Source organism: Chelativorans sp. M5D2P16 (genome assembly GCF_034427935.1).
Lineage (GTDB): Bacteria > Pseudomonadota > Alphaproteobacteria > Rhizobiales > Rhizobiaceae > Chelativorans.
This window is the reverse complement of the sequence record NZ_JAXQNM010000013.1, coordinates 245,276-263,456: the sequence shown is the minus strand read 5'-3', so window position 1 is coordinate 263,456 and position 18,181 is coordinate 245,276. Positions and strand designations below refer to the sequence as shown.

The 18,181-nt window shown below is 65.7% G+C and carries 17 protein-coding genes and 1 tRNA gene; 9 read left to right on the top strand and 9 right to left on the bottom strand.

Annotation, left to right across the window (positions count from 1 at the left end; genetic code table 11):
- Window positions 1-22: 22 nt before the first annotated feature.
- From SIN08_RS08540 to SIN08_RS08520, 5 genes are read right to left on the bottom strand one after another with little or no spacing between them, the layout of a single operon-like run.
- Complete coding sequence (locus SIN08_RS08540) at window positions 23-829, bottom strand: purine-nucleoside phosphorylase (protein ID WP_322451142.1); 807 nt, start codon at window positions 827-829, stop codon at window positions 23-25.
- A complete protein-coding gene (locus tag SIN08_RS08535; RefSeq protein ID WP_322451141.1) occupies window positions 826-1,221 on the bottom strand; it encodes a cytidine deaminase in 396 nt (131 codons plus the stop codon). Before SIN08_RS08535 ends, SIN08_RS08540 begins: the two co-directional genes overlap by 4 nt.
- The gene (locus SIN08_RS08530) at window positions 1,221-2,192 is read right to left on the bottom strand and encodes an ABC transporter permease (RefSeq protein ID WP_322451140.1); all 972 of its coding nucleotides are present in this window, start codon (window positions 2,190-2,192) and stop codon (window positions 1,221-1,223) included. The genes SIN08_RS08535 and SIN08_RS08530 overlap by 1 nt, the downstream gene beginning before the upstream one ends.
- On the bottom strand, window positions 2,192-3,331 hold the full coding sequence (locus SIN08_RS08525) for an ABC transporter permease (protein WP_322451139.1): 1,140 nt from the start codon (window positions 3,329-3,331) through the stop codon (window positions 2,192-2,194). Before SIN08_RS08525 ends, SIN08_RS08530 begins: the two co-directional genes overlap by 1 nt.
- A complete protein-coding gene (locus SIN08_RS08520) occupies window positions 3,328-4,860 on the bottom strand; it encodes an ABC transporter ATP-binding protein (protein ID WP_322451138.1) in 1,533 nt (510 codons plus the stop codon). Before SIN08_RS08520 ends, SIN08_RS08525 begins: the two co-directional genes overlap by 4 nt.
- Window positions 4,861-5,083: 223 nt before the next feature.
- Here SIN08_RS08520 and SIN08_RS08515 point away from each other — a divergent pair, with 223 nt between their 5' ends.
- Complete coding sequence (locus SIN08_RS08515; RefSeq protein WP_322451137.1) at window positions 5,084-5,287, top strand: SlyX family protein; 204 nt, start codon at window positions 5,084-5,086, stop codon at window positions 5,285-5,287.
- 16 nt (window positions 5,288-5,303) lie between these two features.
- Here the strand turns inward: SIN08_RS08515 and SIN08_RS08510 are convergent, their stop codons facing one another.
- From SIN08_RS08510 to aroA, 4 genes are all read right to left on the bottom strand, one after another.
- A complete protein-coding gene (locus tag SIN08_RS08510) occupies window positions 5,304-5,819 on the bottom strand; it encodes a GNAT family N-acetyltransferase (protein WP_322451136.1) in 516 nt (171 codons plus the stop codon).
- A gap of 268 nt (window positions 5,820-6,087) precedes the next feature.
- Window positions 6,088-7,794, bottom strand: coding sequence for a 30S ribosomal protein S1 (gene rpsA / locus SIN08_RS08505; protein ID WP_322451135.1), 1,707 nt, complete (start codon window positions 7,792-7,794; stop codon window positions 6,088-6,090).
- A gap of 236 nt (window positions 7,795-8,030) precedes the next feature.
- Window positions 8,031-8,687, bottom strand: a complete 657-nt coding sequence (gene cmk / locus SIN08_RS08500; protein ID WP_322451134.1) for a (d)CMP kinase — start codon at window positions 8,685-8,687, stop codon at window positions 8,031-8,033.
- On the bottom strand, window positions 8,684-10,042 hold the full coding sequence (gene aroA, locus SIN08_RS08495) for a 3-phosphoshikimate 1-carboxyvinyltransferase (RefSeq protein WP_322451133.1): 1,359 nt from the start codon (window positions 10,040-10,042) through the stop codon (window positions 8,684-8,686). Before aroA ends, cmk begins: the two co-directional genes overlap by 4 nt.
- 244 nt (window positions 10,043-10,286) lie before the next feature.
- Here aroA and SIN08_RS08490 point away from each other — a divergent pair, with 244 nt between their 5' ends.
- From SIN08_RS08490 to SIN08_RS08455, 8 genes are all read left to right on the top strand, one after another.
- Window positions 10,287-10,664 carry a TIGR02300 family protein gene (locus SIN08_RS08490; protein ID WP_322451132.1) on the top strand — a complete coding sequence of 126 codons (378 nt, stop codon included), beginning with the start codon at window positions 10,287-10,289 and terminating at the stop codon, window positions 10,662-10,664.
- 146 nt (window positions 10,665-10,810) lie between these two features.
- Window positions 10,811-10,886, top strand: a tRNA-Ala gene (locus tag SIN08_RS08485).
- Between the two features lie 394 nt (window positions 10,887-11,280).
- Window positions 11,281-12,093 carry a Flp pilus assembly protein CpaB gene (gene cpaB / locus SIN08_RS08480; RefSeq protein WP_322451131.1) on the top strand — a complete coding sequence of 271 codons (813 nt, stop codon included), beginning with the start codon at window positions 11,281-11,283 and terminating at the stop codon, window positions 12,091-12,093.
- A gap of 140 nt (window positions 12,094-12,233) precedes the next feature.
- Window positions 12,234-13,664 (top strand): type II and III secretion system protein family protein, encoded by a 1,431-nt coding sequence (locus SIN08_RS08475; RefSeq protein WP_322451279.1) that lies wholly within the window; start codon window positions 12,234-12,236, stop codon window positions 13,662-13,664.
- A gap of 16 nt (window positions 13,665-13,680) precedes the next feature.
- Window positions 13,681-14,370: a CpaD family pilus assembly lipoprotein gene (locus SIN08_RS08470; protein ID WP_322451130.1), complete on the top strand. Its 690-nt coding sequence runs from the start codon at window positions 13,681-13,683 to the stop codon at window positions 14,368-14,370.
- 19 nt (window positions 14,371-14,389) lie between these two features.
- Window positions 14,390-15,667, top strand: a complete 1,278-nt coding sequence (locus tag SIN08_RS08465) for a CpaE family protein (protein WP_322451129.1) — start codon at window positions 14,390-14,392, stop codon at window positions 15,665-15,667.
- A 12-nt stretch (window positions 15,668-15,679) separates the two neighbouring features.
- Window positions 15,680-17,167, top strand: coding sequence for a CpaF family protein (locus SIN08_RS08460; protein WP_322451128.1), 1,488 nt, complete (start codon window positions 15,680-15,682; stop codon window positions 17,165-17,167).
- Window positions 17,167-18,180 carry a type II secretion system F family protein gene (locus SIN08_RS08455; protein ID WP_322451127.1) on the top strand — a complete coding sequence of 338 codons (1,014 nt, stop codon included), beginning with the start codon at window positions 17,167-17,169 and terminating at the stop codon, window positions 18,178-18,180. Before SIN08_RS08460 ends, SIN08_RS08455 begins: the two co-directional genes overlap by 1 nt.
- The last annotated feature ends 1 nt before the right edge of the window (window position 18,181 follow it).

Sequence of the window (18,181 nt, the reverse complement as noted above, 5' to 3'; positions counted from 1 at the left end):
GAGCATTGTCCGGTCAATCCCGCTATGCATCCACCAGCCCCTCCGCGAACAGGCACCGTAGCACCCTGGCAAGCTTCTCCCCGCCCACCGGCGCCATGTCCTTCGTCTCCTCGTGGGAGAGCTCGCCCACCGCCATGCCGGCGCCGAGATTGGTGATCACCGAGCAGGCGGCCACCTTGAGGCCGAGAAAACGCGCCAGGATCACTTCCGGCACGGTCGACATGCCGACGGCATCGGCACCGAGCGTGCGCGCCATGCGGATCTCGGCGGGCGTTTCGAAGCTGGGACCGGAAAACCACATGTAGACGCCCTTGTGGAGACTCACGCCGGCCTTTTCAGCCGCCCGTTCGAGCGCGGTCCTCAGACCCGCGTCATAGGCCTCGCTCATCCCCACGAAGCGGCGGTCCGTCTCCTCTCCGATCAGCGGGTTCATGCCGGAAAAATTGATATGGTCTTCGATCAGCATCACCGAGCCGGGCGGCATGTCCGCCGTCAGCGCGCCGGCGGCGTTGGTGAGGACCAGATGCTCGACGCCGATCCCCGCCAGAGCCTCGAGCGCCGGGCGCATGGCGGCGGCATCGCCCCGCTCGTAATAGTGGGCACGCCCGGAGAGCATGAGCACCGGCCGGCCCTCCATGTATCCGGCGACGAGCGCGCCGGCATGGCCGGTTACGCCGCTTTGCGGAAAGCCGGGCAATTGCGCGTAAGGGATGCGCACCGGCTTTTCCACCGCATCGACCAGGCCGCCGAGCCCGGAACCCAGCACCAGTGCGACCCGGGGAGCAAACCCCTCCAGCCGCTCCGTCAGGAGGTCCACGGCTTCCTTCACCGGTTCGCCTCCAGATCGAAGGCGCGCGGGAAGACCGTCGCGAACGGCACCGTCTCCACCACGCCGCCGATGTCGCACAGATGCAGCCTGGCATCCGCGGTGACGAATTCCGCCAGCCTCTGCCGGCACCCCCCGCAGGGCATGATCTTCGGCATCTTTTCCGCCACTACGGCGATTTCCGCAACCTTGCCGCCGCCCGCCATGATCATGTGGCCGAGCGCCGTGGTCTCGGCGCACCAGCCTTCCGGGTAGGAAGCGTTCTCGATATTGCACCCGGCATGGATCGCGCCCGTCTCGGTGCGCAGTGCCGCCCCCACGGGAAAGCGGGAATAGGGCGCGTAGGCGCGGTCCATGGCGTTCCTTGCGGCCTGAAAGAGGGCTTCGGTGTCCATCAGCGTTCCTTCACATAAGGCACGCCGCCGGCGCGCGGCGGGATGGCCCGCCCGATGAAGCCGGCGAGCAGCACGACGGTCAGGATGTAGGGCAGAGCCTGGATGAGTTGCACCGGCACCTGTCCGATGAGCGGCAGCGGCGTGCCCTGGATGCGGATGGCGAGGGCGTCGAGAAAACCGAACAGCAGGCAGGCGAACATGACCGGCACCGGGCGCCACTTGGCGAAGATGAGGGCGGCAAGCGCGATGAAGCCGCGTCCCGCGGTCATGTCCTTAACGAAGCCGGCGTTCTGCGCCAGGGCCAGATAGGTGCCCGCAAGTCCGGTCAGGACACCCGTGCAGATGACCGCGCGATAGCGCAGCCAGGCGACCGAAATGCCTGCCGTGTCCACCGCCGCCGGATTCTCCCCGACCGCCCTCAGCCGCAGCCCGAAACGGGTGCGGAAAAGCGCCCACCATGTGAACGGCACGAGGAGGAAGGCGATATAGACGAGCAGCGAATGGCCGGACAGGAGGTCGGAATAGATCGGCCCCAAGACCGGCACGCTGCTCACCGCCTCCGCGAAAGGCAGGTGAAGGGCGCCGAAGCGCCCTTCCGCCCCGAGAAGCGGTGTACGGCCGCCCTGGGAGAACCAGGCCTGGCCGAGGATCACCGTGGAACCGGCGGCAATGAAATTGATCGCCACGCCGGAGACGATCTGGTTGCCGCGATGGGTGATGGAGGCGAAGCCGTGCACGAGAGCGAAGAAGACGGAGACCAGGACCGCCGCAACAAGACCGGCCCAGGCCGAGCCGGAGACCGCCGCCGCCGCGCCCGCGGCGAAGGCTCCGGCCAGCATCTTGCCCTCGAGCCCGATGTCGAAAACGCCGGAGCGCTCGGAATAAAGGCCGGCAAGGGCTGCAAAGAGCAGCGGCACGGACAGCCGCACGGTGGAATCGAGCAGGAGAACGAGCGTGTTGAAGGTCTCCATCAGGCGCGTTCCCCTTCCTTGACGGCCGCGGGGTCGTCCCCGCGCTCGAAACGCGCAAAGAGCGCCCGCAGGCTCGGCCGGAACATGTGTTCCAGCGCCCCGGCGAACAGGATCACAAGCCCCTGGATGATGACGATCATGTCGCGCGAGATGCCGGGCATCTCGAAGGAAAGCTCCGCGCCGCCCTGGTAGAGCATGCCGAAGAGGATCGCCGCCGGCACGATGCCGGCCGGATGGGAACGTCCCATCAGCGCCACGGCGATGCCGACGAATCCGGCGCCGGTGACGAAATCGATCTGCAGGCGATAGAGCTCGCCCATCACCGGATTGAGCGCCATCATGCCGGCCAGCGCGCCGGAGATCAGCATGGTGAGAATGATGATGCGCACCTCGCTCACCCCGCCATAGCGCGCGGCCCTAGGGCTGTGGCCGCGCATCCGGATCTCGTATCCGAGCCGCGTGCGCCAGATGAGCAGCCAGACGAAAAACGCCGCGGCGAGCGCCAGAAGGAAGGACAGGTTGAACGGGGAGGAGCGCACCGAAAGCCCCAGCGCTTCCAGAAGCCAGTTGAGCTTCGGCAACTGCCCGCCTTCCAGAAACGCGCGTGTTTGCGGTGTCTGGCTGGCGGCCGGCCTGAGCACATTGACCAGGAGATAGACCATCAGGCTGGCGGCGATGAAATTGAACATGATCGTCGTGATGACGATGTGCGAGCCGCGCCTGGCCTGGAGATAGGCGGGAATGAGCGCCCAGGCGCCGCCGAAGAGGGCTGCGCCGAGTATGGCCAGCGGAAAGGTCAACCACCAGGGCAGGATGCCGTCGAAGGCGAGGCAGGCGAGCGCCACGCCCAGCCCGCCGACATAGGCCTGCCCCTCGCCGCCGATGTTGAACAGGCTGCAGTGAAAGGCGACGGCCACGGCAAGCCCGGTGAAGATGAAGCTCGTCGCGTAGTAGAGCGTATAGGCGATGGCCTGGCCGCGCCCGACCGCCCCGTCGATGAGAATGACCGCCGCGCGCAGCGGGTTCTCGCCGATCATGAGCACGACGAGCCCGGAGACGAGGAAGGCGACGAAGAGATTAATCAGCGGGATGAGGCCGTAGTCGGCCCAGGCGGGCAGCTTGGCGTAGGGGGTGCTCATTCCGCTGCTTCCTTCTCCGCAACGCCCGCCATCAGCAGGCCGAGCTCGTTCTCGCCGGCGTCGGGCCCGCGCTCGCCGACGACGCGCCCGCCGCACATCACGATGATCCGGTCGGAAAGCGAGCGGATCTCGTCGAGCTCGACCGAGACGAGAAGCACCGCCTTTCCCTGGTCCCGCATATCGATGAGCCGGCGATGGATGAACTCGATCGCCCCGACATCCACGCCGCGTGTCGGCTGACCGACAATGAGCACCTGCGGATCCTGCTCCATTTCGCGCGACAGCACGATCTTCTGCTGGTTGCCGCCGGAAAAGTTGGCGGTCTTGAGCCGCGCATCGGCCGGGCGGATATCGTATTTGGCGATCTTGTCCTCGGCGTCGCGGCGGACGGCCTCGACATCGAGAAGGGGTCCCTTTCGGTATTTGTCCTGCCGGTGATAGCCTAAGATAGCGTTCTCGCTCTCCTCGAAGGGCAGGACGAGGCCCATATGGTGCCGGTCTTCCGGCACATGCGCCATGCCGCGCCGGCGCAGGTCCGCCGGATCGGCCGCGCCGGTCAGGTCCACCGGCCGACCGGCCAACGCTACCGTTCCGGAAACGGCCGTGCGGATGCCGGTGATGGTTTCCAGAAGCTCCGACTGGCCGTTGCCGGCCACTCCGGCGATGCCGACGATCTCGCCCGCGCGCACGTCGAAGGAAACATCCTCGACCATGGTGACCCCGCGCGCGTCCTTCACCGTCAGGTCCTTGACCGAAAGAAGCACCTCGCCCGGCCTGGCGGGGCCCTTCTCGACGCGCAGGAGAACACGGCGGCCGACCATCAGCTCCGCCAGTTCTTCCACGGTGGTCTCCCCGGTCGGCCGCGTTGCGACCAGCGCGCCCTGGCGCATTACGGAGACATTGTCGGTGACCGCCATGATCTCACGCAGCTTGTGCGTGATCAGCACGATCGTCTTCCCCTCATCCTTGAGCTGGCGCAGGATGCGGAAGAGATGGTCGGCCTCCGCCGGGGTCAGCACGCCGGTCGGCTCGTCGAGGATCAGAATCTCGGCGCCGCGGAACAGCGCCTTCAGGATCTCCACCCGCTGCTGCAGGCCGACCGACAGGTTCTCGACCACCGCGTCCGGATCGACCTCCAGCCCGTAATCGCGCTCCAGCCGCTCCAGCTCCGAGCGCGCCTTGGCGATGGAGGTCTTCAGGAGCGGCTCGCCCTCCGCGCCGAGGATGATGTTTTCGAGCACCGTGAAATTGTGCACCAGCATGAAGTGCTGATGCACCATGCCGATGCCGCGGCGGATGGCATCGCTCGCGGAAAGGATCTCGGCACGCTCGCCCTTGACGTAGATTTCGCCGCGGTCGGCCTTGTAGAAGCCGTAGAGGATCGACATCAGCGTCGATTTGCCGGCGCCGTTCTCGCCGATGATGCCGTGGATGGTTCCCGGCGCGATGTTCAGGTCGATATCGCGGTTGGCGCGCACCGAGCCGAAGCTCTTTGTGATGCCCTTGAGTTCGATCGCGGCTTTGGCCATGCGCAGGCCCATTTCCCCGAGTTTTTTATCGTTTGGTCAAATCGGTACCACGCGGATTTCCGCCTGCCAACCGGCTCCAGCTTACACTCGACAAAGCCTGGGGGAATTGTCAATTTTCAAGCGAGGCTGCGCCGTGCATCCATTCGGGCGCGCAACGGTGCTGTAAGGTTTCGAATCCGGCACCGTGCTTTCGGCCGACTGCTGTATTCAAGGAGATCGCGAGATGAACGAGGACAGGCTGGAGGCGCTCGAAATCCTGGCGGCCGAACAGGAAAAGATGATCGAGGAGCTGTCGGCCCAGTTCGCCCACCAGTGGGCGGCGATAGACCGGCTCCAGAAGAGGCTCGATGCCTTGACTGAGCGGTTCCTGGCGCTGGAGGAGCGGGCCGCGCCCGACACCCCGGTGACGAAACCGCCGCATTGGTAGGCGACCGGTGCCGCGGTCAGAAGCGAAGGCGTGCCATGGTGAGGACGTCCACGTACTCCCCGTCTGTGAAACCCGCCTTTACATGCTTGCCTTCCACCTCGAAGCCGTGGCGGCGGTAGAGCCGGATAGCCGGTTCATTCCCGGCATAGACGGTGAGTTCAATACGCTTCAGGCCGCGCCAGTTGTCCGCGACATCCAGCAAGGCCTGGAGGATGGCTGAACCGATTCCGCGCCCGACGAAATCATCCGCCACGCCCATGACGATGTCGCCAACATGCGCCATCCGTGCCCGTTTGCGGGTCATCAGGCTGCCGTGGCCCACGATATGGTCGTCCACTTCTGCAACCAACCAGGTATTCTCCCCTATCGAACCGGCAATCCGTTTTTCCCAGTATTCGACTGGTTCGAACGGTGAGCATAGTGTCCCGTGCCGGTAACCCGGCATGTTCGCGATACGACAAAGCGCGGCAGCATCGCTCGAACGGATTGCGCGGAGATTGGGGGCAAGGCGGTCAGATCCGATAGGCGGCATGGTCGGTGTCCCCGACGGTTTCAAATTTTCAAAACCCGAACTCTGCCTCTATCGAGAAACGTCCGCAAACCGATTCTACACCTCTCCGCTCTGATCGGATGGACCGGCGGTGAACAAGAAGGCCGGCAACCCTGCAGGTCCGCTTGTCAGCCTCGTTCGGCGGCACCCTTACCCGAGATGCGATTCTCCCGGCGAAGCCTGAGACGAAAAGGCCCCGCGTACCTGAGGCACGCGGGGCCGTTGTCTTCGCGCAGCAGTATCGGAGGGCCTAGTCCTCCTTGTTCTCCTGCTGCTTCAGCGCGGCGCCCAGGATGTCGCCCAGCGAGGCGCCGGAGTCGGTGGAGCCGTACTGGGCCACCGCTTCCTTCTCCTCGGCGATCTCCAGCGCCTTGATCGAGACGTTGAGCCGGCGCGTCTTCTTGTCGAACTGGGTGACGCGGGCGTCGACCTTCTGGCCTACCGCGAAGCGCTCGGGGCGCTGTTCGGCACGGTCGCGCGAAAGGTCGGCGCGCTTTATGAAGGTGTCGAGATCGTGCTCGACCAGCCGCACGTCGAGGCCGGCATCCTTGACGCCGGTGACCTCGCAGGTGACGACCGCACCCTTGCGCAGGTCGCCGGAGGCGACCGCCTCGCCGACGGCATCACGGCCGAGCTGCTTGATGCCCAGCGAGATACGCTCCTTCTCGACATCGACGTCGAGCACCTGGGCCTGCACCGTATCGCCACGGTGATACTCCTCGATCACCTGCTCGCCCGGACGCGTCCAGTCGAGGTCGGACAGGTGCACCATGCCGTCCACGTCGCCGTCCAGCCCGATGAACAGGCCGAACTCGGTCTTGTTCTTGACCTCGCCCTCGACCTGGCTGCCGACGGGATGGCTGCGGGCGAACGCCTCCCACGGGTTCTCCAGCGTCTGCTTGAGGCCGAGCGAGATGCGGCGCTTGACCGGATCGACCTCGAGCACGACCACCTCGACCTCCTGCGTGGTGGACAGGATCTTGCCGGGGTGCACGTTCTTCTTGGTCCACGACATCTCGGAGACGTGGATGAGACCCTCGATGCCCGGCTCCAGCTCCACGAAGGCGCCGTAGTCGGTGATGTTGGTCACGCGGCCGGTCACCTTCTTGCCCAGCGGGTACTTGCCGCCGATGCCTTCCCAAGGGTCGGCCTCGAGCTGCTTCATGCCGAGCGAGATGCGGTGCGTCTCCTGGTTGATGCGGATGATCTGCACCTTCACCGTCTGGCCGATATTGAGGATCTCGGTCGGATGGTTGACGCGGCGCCATGCCATGTCGGTGACGTGCAGCAGGCCGTCGATGCCGCCGAGGTCGACGAACGCACCGTAGTCGGTGATGTTCTTGACCACGCCCTCGACCACCTGGCCTTCCTCGAGGTTCTGCACGATCTCCGAGCGCTGCTCGGCGCGGCTCTCCTCGAGCACGGTGCGGCGCGAGACGACGATGTTGCCGCGGCGCTTGTCCATCTTGAGGATCTCGAAGGGCTGCGGCGTGTGCATGAGCGGCGAGACGTCGCGGATCGGACGGATATCCACCTGGCTGCGCGGCAGGAAGGCGACGGCCCCGTCCAGATCGACGGTGAAGCCGCCCTTGACCTGGTTGAAGATGACGCCCTCGACGCGCTCGCCGTTGTTGAACTTCTCTTCCAGCTTGATCCAGCTTTCCTCGCGGCGGGCCTTCTCCCGGGAAAGCATGGCCTCGCCCAGCGCGTTCTCCACGCGCTCGACATAGACCTCGACCTCGTCGCCCGGCTTCAATTCGCCGTCCTTGGCCCTGGCGCCGAACTCCTTGAGCGGCACCCGGCCCTCGACCTTCAGGCCGACATCGATGATGGCCATGTCCTTTTCGATGGCCGTGACAGTACCCTTGACGACACTGCCCTCGGCGACGTCGCGCTCGGTGAACGATTGTTCGAGAAGGCTCGCGAAATCGTCGCGAGACGGATTGAGTTGTGACATTGATGCTCCTGAAAAGGCCCCTTTACGGGGCAGGCGCCGGTGGTTCGCGTTGCGTCAAGCCTGCCGTGCATCCGGGCTGTCAGGCCCAGGCCGCCTTCAAGCGGCAGATCCGGCGCAAGGGGATGCTGGCAGGCCGGTTCATTTATCCATGCAACCAAACGGGCCACAGTCACCAGTCTGGTTGCATACAAGCCAAAAAGCGCCTTTCGCCTCCCCGCGGGAGCCGTCAGCGCTTCTCAGTCCGCGTTTCTCCTGGCAAGCACCCCGTCGATAAGCGCGGTGGCCGCCTGAAACGCGGACTCTATATCCATTTCGCTGGTGTCTAGCAAGTGCGCATCCGCCGCCGGCTTCAGCGGACTGTCGGCGCGGCCCATGTCGCGCGCGTCGCGCCGTTCCACATCGGCCAGCACGTCGGCGTATTCGGCCGTGCCGCCGCCGTCGACGATCTCACGCCAGCGGCGCTCTGCGCGCACCGCCGCACTTGCCGTGACGTAAAGCTTTACATCCGCATCCGGGCAGACAACCGTTCCAATGTCGCGACCGTCGAGCACGGCGCCGGGCGGACGGCGTGCGAATTCACGCTGCTTTTCGACAAGCGCGCGGCGCACCGCGGGCATCACCGCCACCTTGGAGGCGGCCTCGCCCACCTCGTGGGTCGAAAGGACAGTGCGGTCGAGCGCGCCGGGATCAAGTGAACGCGCGGCCCTCTCGGCCAGCGCCTCGTCATCGAGGGGTTCGCCCGCGTCGGCAAGCGCCTTGGCGACCGCGCGGTAGGTGAGGCCGGTGTCCAGATGGTTCAAGCCGTAGTGGGCGGCGATCCGGCGCGCCAGCGTCCCCTTGCCGGAGGCGGCCGGACCGTCGAGCGCGATGGTCAGTCCTGAAGCCCCGCTCACGTCACACCTTTCGGAGTTTCGATCCCTGCGCCCATGCCGGTCATCAGGTCCATGAATTCCGGGAAGCTGGTGGCGATCATCGTCTGGTCGTCGATGGTGACCGGCTTCTCCGTGGCAAGCCCCAGCACCAGGAAGGCCATGGCGATACGATGGTCGAGATGGGTCTCGACCTCGCCGCCGCCAAGGCCCTTGCCCTCCGGCCGGCCGCGCACGGCCAGGAAGTCCTCGCCCTCCGTGCAATCGACGCCGTTGGCTTTTAGGCCGGCGGCGACGGCCGCAAGGCGGTCCGATTCCTTCACCCGCAGCTCCTCCAGCCCCTGCATCAGGGTTTCCCCTTCGGCGAAGGAGGCTGCCACCGCGAGCACCGGATATTCGTCGATCATGAAGGGCGCGCGCTCGGCCGGCACCGTGACGCCTTTCAATTCAGAGGCGCGCACGCGCAGGTCCGCGACTTCCTCCCCGCCAGCCGAGCGGCGGTTTTCCAGCGCGATGTCGGCACCCATCTGCTGCAGCGTCAGGATCAGCCCCGTGCGGCTGGGGTTCATCAGCACGTTCTCGATCGTCACGTCCGAGCCCGGCACGATCAGCGCCGCCACCAGCGGGAAAGCGGCCGAAGACGGGTCGCCCGGCACGGCGATCTCCTGTCCCGTCAATGTGCCCTGGCCCTCGAGGCGGATGTAGCGGGCGCCCTGGCTGTCCGTTTCCACCTCGATCGCGGCGCCGAAGCCGGCCAGCATCTTTTCCGTATGGTCGCGCGTCATCACCGGCTCGACGACGGTGGTCACGCCCGGCGTGTTGAGCCCGGCCAGAAGCACGGCGGACTTCACCTGCGCAGACGGCATGGGCACGCGGTAGGTGATCGGCGCGGCATGTTTCGGTCCGCGCAGGATGATGGGCAGCCGGTCGCCCTCCCGTGCTTCCAGCACCTGCGCGCCCATCTGCCGCAGCGGGTCGAGCACGCGCGCCATCGGGCGCTTGGAAAGGGAGGCATCGCCGATGAAGCGCGTCGTCATGTCGTAGGTGCCCACGAGGCCCATAGTGAGGCGCGAGCCCGTCCCCGCATTGCCGAAATCGAGCGGCGCTTGCGGCTCCAGAAGACAGCCGTTGCCCGTGCCCTGGATCACCCACGCCGGCCCGTCGCGGGCGATCGCCGCCCCCATCGCCTTCATCGCCTCGCCCGTACGCAGCACGTCTTCGCCCTCGAGGAGGCCGGTGACGCGCGTTTCGCCCGCCGCGAGCCCGCCGAACATCAGGGCGCGGTGGGAGATGGATTTGTCTCCCGGCACGTGCACTTTGCCTGAAAGCGCGGATGATTTGCGGCTGAGCGCGGGTCGGCGGAGCGTGTTGTCGGTCATGGCGTCTCTTCCCTGGGCGGATGGACGTGCCTCTAGCATGCGCGCAGAGCCTGGTCATCCCCTGCCGCGGCCCCGCTTCGGGCGGCGCGAAAAACCGGTTGCAACCGGGCCCTCAATAGGCTTTGACAGGCACGCGATCTGTGGTTATGGGACCCGAAAATTATGGCACGGGGTCGCTTCCGGTTTCGGTCCGCCTCCGGACCCCGGCGGTCGGACCGGTACTTGAGAGACGAGAGGCAAGACGTTGGCTAAACCCGAACTCGGCACAAAACGCATTTGCCCGGAGACGGGCCGCAAATTCTACGATCTCAACAGGGATCCGATCGTATCGCCCTATACGGGGCAGTCCTATCCCCGCAGCTATTTCGAATCGACGGCGGAGATCATCGAAGAGGAAGAGGCCGTCGAGGACAAGGAGCTGAGCGAGGACGGACCGGAGGTCGTCTCGCTGGAGGACGCGGACGAAGAGACGAAGTCCGGCAGCACGGATCTGCCGGATGTCGACGAGGAAGACGTCGATCTCGGCGGCGAGACGGACGATACCTTCCTTGAAGAGGAGGAGGAAGGCGACGACGACGTGAAGGACATTATCGGCGTCTCGGATGACGACGACGAACGCTGATTTCCGTCGCGTCGGTGCGCCGATCGAGACGCGTGATCATGGGGCTTGATTCTGCCATCGGTCGGGTTTAGAAGCCGCGAGCACGTTCGGCGAAAGCCGAAAGACCTCTTCGCCGGAAACGGCATCGGCTCGTCGAGCCGTAGTGTGGGGCCATAGCTCAGTTGGGAGAGCGCTTGAATGGCATTCAAGAGGTCAGGGGTTCGACTCCCCTTGGCTCCACCATCACTTCCCGATGCCTGATCCGATAAGCACTTTTCTGAAACCGCCGCCGTCGGCTGGAGCACGTCCTTCAAGCGAGATCTGAGCGGAATTTTAGAGGGGGCTATGGCGCGCCACCCCTCGGTTGGTACCGCTCGGCTGCGGGACGGAGCCGGGTTCCCCGCCGGGCGAGCAGTGCAACGCAACCAGGTGTGTTCCTCCACGACGGCTCCTCGCCACCCGGTTTTTCAAAAAACATGCTCCGAGCGGGACGCGCGAAACGGCTCCGGGTGCGCGGCGGCGCAGCCGTGGCGTCGATTTCAATCGATGATGCTCCTATCGAATTTGTTAACCCTAATTTGACGTTTCACTGATCATTGTCGGTCCTGGGCAAGCGGTGCATCCGCAAGAGGGGCAAATGAACAGATCCCGCATAATCATTCTGGGCGTGGCCATCGCGGCTGCGATCGGAGCGGGCTACATGGCCAAGAATCTGTCGTCCGCCCCGCAGGAGGTGGTGGTCAGGGCCGATCCGGTCGAGCCGCAGATCGAACTGGCAGAGGTGCTTGTTCTCGCGCAGGAGGTGCCGATGGGCCAAATGCTCGGCAATTCCCTGCGCTGGCAGGCCTGGCCGGCCGAATCGGTCGACGAGAGCTTCATCACCCGCGCCGCCGAGCCGGAGGCCATGGAGGAACTGAAGAACTCGGTGGCGCGACTGACGCTGAATTCGGGCGAGCCGCTCCGGCGCACCAAGCTCATCGGCGAGGGCCAGAGTTTCATGTCGGCGATCCTGCCCCCCGGCAAGCGTGCCGTGGCCACCCGGATCGCCGCCGACACCTCTGCCGGCGGCTTCATCCTGCCCAATGATCGTGTCGACGTGATCATGACGCGGCGCAGCCAGAACGCCGCGACCGCCGATGGTTTCATTACCGAAACGATCCTTGAAAACATTCGCGTCCTGGCGATCGACCAGGCCATTCAGGAAGATGAGGAGGGTCGGCGCGTCAAGGTCGGCGAGACGGCCACGCTCGAGCTGACGCCCGATCAGGCGGAGGTAATCACGGCCGCCCAGCAGATGGCCGACCGGCTGACCCTTGCCCTGCGCTCCGTGGCCGACGGCCATGCAGGGACGGGCATCGACGGCCGCCACCTCGTCAACGGCGGCGGGCGCGGCAACAGCATAAGGCTGATCAAGTCCGGCGAGCTCTCGATCGTGGGAACGCGCAAATGAAATCGGAACAGCCACCATTCACCCACGCCGGCTCGAACCGGCAACGCCACATCGTCTTCTTCGTCTTGCTCGGCCTGCTCGCCGCGACGGCCCTGACGGTCGTTCTCCCGTCCGGAGTTGCGGCTGCCGCCTCCGGCGACATGGTCCGCATAAACCAGAATGCCGGTTCGCAGCGCATCAAGCTGGGGCTCAACAAGTCGCTTGTGGTCGACCTCCCGCGCGATGCCTATGACATTCTCGTCGCCAACCCCGCCGTGGCCGACGCCGTCACCCGCACGGCGCGGCGTATCTACCTCTTCGGCAAGCAGGTCGGCGAGACCAACATCTTCGTCTTCGGCCCTAACGGGGAGCAGATCGCCAGCCTGGACATCGCGGTGGAGCGCGACGTTGCCGGGCTCGAGAAGCATCTGAAGCGCTACATCCCCAATTCCGACATCGACGTCGAACTGATCAACGACAATGTGGTGCTCACCGGCACGGTGCAGACGCCGCTCGACGCCTCGCGCGCCGCCCAGCTCGCCCAGATCTTCGTGACCGGCGGCGAGGCGACCACCGGCCAGTACGCCCAGACGGCGGCCGCGCCCACGGACGGGGGCGGCGTCGCAATCAACAATCCCGACAGCGAGCGCCAGCAAAGCCGCATCGTCAACATGCTGCAGATCATCGGCGAGGACCAGGTGACGCTCAAGGTCACCGTCGCAGAGGTGAGCCGCTCGGTGATGAAGCAGCTCGGCGTCAACCTGATCGGCTCCGGCAGCATCGACGGGATCAGCTGGGGCGCCATCAGCGAGAGTTCCTATGGCCTCGGCAAGCCGCTTTCGGCCTCCGCCTTTTCGCTGGCCGGGTCGACGCTTGCCGGATACCTCAATGCCATGGAGCAGGCGGGGGTGATGAAGACACTCGCCGAGCCGACGCTCACCGCCATTTCCGGAGAAAAGGCGACGTTCAAGGTCGGCGGCGAATTCAACCTCGTGACGGGACGCTCGAGCGCGGTTTCCGAAGACAATGAAACGGGTCAGCTCACCTACGACGTCGCGCGCATAGAATACGGCATCGGCCTCGAGTTCCAGCCGACCGTGCTTTCGCCCGGCCGCATCAGCTTGAAGATGCGGACGTCCGTTTCCGAGCCCACCACGCAAGGGGCGACCACGCTGGAAGGCTCCGTACGCGACGGGCTTCCGGGAACGACCATGCTCTCCATCCGCAAGCGTCTCGCCGACACGACGGTCGAGCTACCTTCCGGCGGCTCCATGATGATCGCCGGTCTCGTGCAGGATGATGTGCGCCAAGCGATCAACGGCCTGCCCGGCCTGTCGAAGATCCCGGTTCTCGGCACGCTCTTCCGCAGCCGCGATTTCGTGCGCAACGAGACGGAGCTGGTGATCATCGTCACGCCCTACCTGTCGCGGCCGACCCAGCGCAACGCACTGTCCAGGCCCGACGACAATTTCAACCCCCCGAGCGACGGCGCCGGCATCTTCCTGGGCCGCGTCAACCGTGTCTACGGGACCATGAAGACGGATCTGCCGGACGGGCGCTATCACGGCGTCGTCGGCTACATCTACAAGTGATCGGAGGCCGGTTGTCATGTTCGATCCGCGTGCAGGAAATCGGTTTCTCACACCGCTCGCCGCCGTCGCCGCGCTCGTCGTCCTTGCAAGCTGCGCCAACCGCGACTCGGTGACGGTGGGCGCAATCCCCGACGACTACCGCACGCGCCACCCCATCGTCGTCCAGGAGGCGGACGAAGTGCTCGACCTGCCCGTCGGCGCCGCGCCCTACCGCATGACCGGGCAGCAGAAGGCGGCCATCGAGGGCTTTCTGGACCGCTACGGCGACAGCGGTGGCGCGGTCGTGTCGATGCTGGTCCCCTCAGGGTCGGCGAACGCAGCCGCCGCCCGGGAGGTCTCGAGGGACTTCGCCGCGGTCCTCCACGACAACGGCGTGCCGAGGGGCGCCGTCCAGATCCTGTCCTACCGCGCGCACGGCGCCGGCACGGCACCCATCCGCCTGTCCTATCCGCTGGTGAAGGCGACCGTCGGTACGTGCGGGCGCTGGCCGAAGGATCTCCTCGAAACCCACGAAAACCGGAACTATGCGAACTTCGGCTGTTCCTACCAGAACAATCTGGCCGCGCAGGTGGCCAACCCGGCCGATTTCCTCGGGCCCCGCAAGGTGACGCCGATCGATGCGGAGAACCGGGATTCGGCCATCGGTGACTACAAGGACCGCAATGTCGCCGACGACTTCTGGGTGCGGTCGGAAGTTGAATACTAGGCATGGAGAGCATCTGGACATGACCGGCCTTGCCTATCAGACCGAGCACGGGACGTCCGCGGCGGCAGAGGATGTCACGGCGCTGCAGTCGTTGCGTCCCGTACCGCGCATCTCCATCCAGGCCTTTTGCGAGACCGACGCCGTTGCGAGCCCCATCGAGCGCGCCGGCGAAGACCGCCGCATGGCCAAGGCCCATCTGAAGGTGCGCATGGGCGGCATTCCGACCGCGCTGGAGTTCTATCAGTCCGCGGCCACGCCCAATCTCGTCATCCTGGAATCGCGCGCCGAGCCGCGCGAGCTGCTTGCCTCGCTCGACTCGCTCGCCGACGTCTGCGACCCGAGTACCAGGGTGGTGGTCGTCGGCCATTACAACGACGTCTGGCTCTACCGCGAGCTGATCCGCACCGGCATCTCCGAATATGTGGTGGCGCCGATTTCCATGGCCGACATTGTCGGCGTCATCGCCGGCATCTTCATCGATCCCGACGCCGAGCCGGTCGGACGCTCGATCGCTTTCGTCGGCGCCAAGGGCGGAGTCGGTTCCTCGACACTCGCCCACAATCTGGCCTGGGCCATGTCGAGCCTGTTCGAGAGCGAGGTGGTGGTCGCCGATCTCGATCTGCCCTTCGGCACGGCGAACATCAATTTCGACCAGGATCCGGCCCAGGGGATCGCCGAGGCCGTGTTCTCGCCCGAACGCATCGACGAGGTCTATCTCGACCGGCTGCTGGCGCAATGCGCCGAGCGCCTTTCGCTGCTGGCCGCGCCGTCGACGCTCGACCGCGTCTACGATTTCGACGGCGAGGCCTTTGCGCAGATCATCGACACCGCCCAGCGCAGCGCGCCGCTGGTGGTGCTCGACGTGCCCCATCTGTGGACGGGCTGGGCGAAGACGACGCTGGCGCGCGCCGACGACGTCGTGATCACCGCCACGCCGGAACTCGCCAACCTGCGCAACACCAAGAACCTCGTCGACACCTTGAAGAAGCTGAGGCCGAACGACGAGCCCCCCAAGCTGGTCGTCAACCAGGCCAATGTGCCGAAGCGGCCCGAGATCAGCGCCGACGATTTCTCCGAGCCGCTGGGGCTGACCCCGCTCGCGGTGATCCCGTTCGAGCCGCAGCTTTTCGGCAATGCCGCCAACAACGGGCGCATGCTGGGCGAGATGGACCAGGGCCACGCCGTTGTGGAGATCATCAACGAACTCGCCCACGTGCTGACCGGTCGGCGCGAGGTGAGGCCGAAGAAAAAGCCCGGCCTCGCCGGACTGATCGAGCGCTTGAACCTGAAGAAGTGAAGCGGACGGGAAATGTTCGGTAGAAGAGGCTCCAACACGACGTTCGGCGACGCTCGAGAAACGGTCGCCCCGGCGCCCGCCGGCGAGGCGGCGCGCGGGCCGGAACGTGAGGCGCGGTCCGCGGCGGCGCCGGCTGCCCTGGCGCCGGTGGACGCGATCCTGCCACGCGCGCCGGAGCCTGCGCCGCCGCCCGCCGCGCGCGCGCCGAGGGAGCGCAACGACAGCTACTACAATACCAAGAGCCAGGTCTTCTCCGCGCTGATCGACACGATCGACTTGTCCCAGCTCGCCAAGCTCGACGCCGACACGGCGCGCGAGGAGATCCGCGATATCGTCAACGACATCATCGCCATCAAGAACTTCGCGATGTCGATCTCCGAGCAGGAGGAACTGCTGGAGGACATCTGCAACGACGTTCTCGGTTTCGGCCCGCTGGAGCCGCTGTTGGCGCGCGACGAGATCGCCGACATCATGGTGAACGGGGCGCGCAACGTCTATATTGAGGTGAACGGCAAGGTCGAGCAGACCAATGTCCGCTTCCGTGACAACCAGCAGCTCCTGAACATCTGCCAGAGGATCGTTAGCCAGGTCGGCCGGCGCGTGGACGAGTCGAGCCCCATCTGCGATGCGCGCCTGCCCGACGGCTCGCGCGTCAACGTTATCGCGCCGCCGCTGGCGCTTGAGGGGCCGTCGCTGACCATCCGCAAGTTCAAGAAGGACAAGCTCACCCTCGACCAGCTGGTGCGCTACGGCTCCATTTCGCAGGAGGGGGCCGAGGTCTTGAAGATCATCGGTCGCGTGCGCTGCAACGTGGTCATCTCCGGCGGCACGGGCTCGGGCAAGACGACGCTGCTCAACTGCCTGACCAACTACATCGACCGCGACGAGCGCGTCATCACCTGCGAGGATTCGGCCGAGCTGCAGCTCCAACAGCCACATGTCGTGCGTCTGGAAACGCGCCCGCCCAATCTGGAGGGCGAGGGCGAGGTCACCATGCGCGACCTGGTGCGCAACTGCCTGCGCATGCGCCCGGAGCGCATCATCGTCGGCGAGGTGCGCGGGGCGGAGGTCTTCGATCTTCTGCAGGCGATGAACACCGGTCATGACGGCTCCATGGGCACCATCCACTCCAACAGTCCGCGCGAGTGCCTGAACCGCATGGAATCGATGGTCGCCATGGGCGGCTTCACCCTGCCGCAAAGGACCGTGCGCGAGATCATCGTCGGTTCCGTGGATGTCATCATCCAGGCCGCGCGCCTGCGTGACGGCACGCGCCGCATCACCCACATCACCGAGGTGGTGGGCATGGAGGGCGACGTGATCGTCACACAGGACCTCGTCCTCTACGACATCGAAGGCGAGGACGCAGCAGGCCGCATCCTCGGCCGGCACCGGTCCACCGGTATCGGCCGCCCCGCCTTCTGGGAGCGCGCCCGCTACTATGGCGAGGAGGCGCGGCTGGCGGCGGCCCTCGAGGCCATGGAAAATGGGGCCGGTTGATGTTCGGGGTCGATCCGGCCGTGCTCGGCTTCGTCGCGCTCGCCGCCTGCAGCGCGGTCGCGGTCGCCTATGTTTTTCTTTTCGACACCATCACGAACGAAAAGAAGGCGGGCAAGCGGCTGGAAACCGTCAAGCGGGCCGAAACCGACCGGACGGTCGTGAAGGCGTCGCGCGACCGCATGGCCGAGGCGGCAAAGCGGCGCAAATCGATCCAGGAATCGCTGAAGGAGCTGGAATCGAAGCAGAAGGACCGCCATCGCTACACGACGCGGCCGCCGTTGAAGGTGCAGTTGCGCCAGGCGGGCCTCGAAATGTCCGTCGAGCGGTTTTACCTGCTGTCCGGCCTGTGCGGGCTGGTGCTCACTCTTCTGGTGTTCCTCTCCGGCGCGCCGATCCTGACGCTGCCGGGCGCGCTTCTGGTCGGCGCCCTGGGCTTGCCGCGCTGGTTCGTCGCCCTCAGGCGCAAGCGCCGCGTGAAGGCCTTTCTGGACGAGTTTCCCAATGCGCTCGACGTGATCGTCCGGGCAGTGAAATCGGGCCTGCCGCTCAATGATTCGGTGCGCATGATCGCCAGCGAGGCGCGTGAGCCCGTGCGCACCGAGTTCCGGCGCATGGTCGAGGCGCAGCAGCTCGGGCTTTCGAATGCCGAGGCCGCGCTGCGTATGGCCGAAACCATGCCCTGCCCGGAAGCCAATTTCTTCGGCATCGTCATCCAGATCCAGAGCCAGGCCGGCGGCAACCTGTCGGAGGCGCTCGGCAACCTCTCGCGCGTTCTGCGCGACCGCAAGAAGATGAAGGCGAAGGTGAAGGCGCTCTCCATGGAGGCCCGCGCCTCCGCCGTGATCATCGGCGCGCTGCCGGTCATCGTGGCCGTGCTCGTCCATCTGACGAGCCCCGATTACATCCGGCCGCTTTTCACCACCGCGTCGGGACACATCATTCTCGGCGCTTCGGCCATCTGGATGAGCATCGGCATTTTCGTCATGCGCCAGATGATCAATTTCGAGGTGTAGA